General features: G+C 62.2%; 2 protein-coding genes. Both read right to left on the bottom strand.

Going from position 1 to position 503, the window contains the following annotated elements:
- Positions 1–228 (bottom strand): type IV secretion system protein VirB3 (locus A3764_RS00245; protein ID WP_067951010.1); only part of this gene is annotated, 228 nt, incomplete at its 3' end.
- A gap of 15 nt (positions 229–243) precedes the next feature.
- The coding region (locus A3764_RS00240; RefSeq protein WP_236627967.1) for a TrbC/VirB2 family protein at positions 244–503 on the bottom strand (260 nt) is incomplete at its 5' end.

Here is a 503-nt window from a genome sequence, read left to right as displayed (position 1 = left end):
CACTGATCCATAGGAGACGCGCAGGACCTCGAAGAAATGCGGCTCGCGGTCGGCGACAAACCAGAGGATCGGATAGGCGACGAGACCAATCAGGAAGAAGACCATCGACTTCGTCCAGATGAACGGCAGAACGACCCCGGTCGTCAGCACCACGAGGTATCCGACAGGGAGACCCAGATACTTGGGCGGACGGGCGAGGCCCAGAAAAAGGGGGGATCGTTCTGCCACTGCTCTACTCGGATCTCAGGAGAAGCCGTCGACGATGGTACCGGCCGAGAAGATCAGCACGATCCCGATGATGACCGAGGCGAACCAGCCCCAGTTGAGCCGCCCCATCATGCACATGAATCCGGTGCCGATGACCGCGAGCGTGGCAACCGCGATCCCGATGGGACCGGTCAGCGCGGCCTCGACGGTTTCCAGCATGGTCTGGATCGGTGACAAGTCCTGCGCGAGAGCNGGCGTNGCNAAAGCCGCCAGGGTTGTGGCGACAGGCAAGAGGC

It is taken from the genome of Sulfitobacter sp. HI0129 (assembly GCF_001635395.1).
In the GTDB taxonomy this organism is placed as follows: Bacteria; Pseudomonadota; Alphaproteobacteria; order Rhodobacterales; family Rhodobacteraceae; genus Sulfitobacter.
This window is presented reverse-complemented; position numbering and strand designations above follow the sequence as displayed.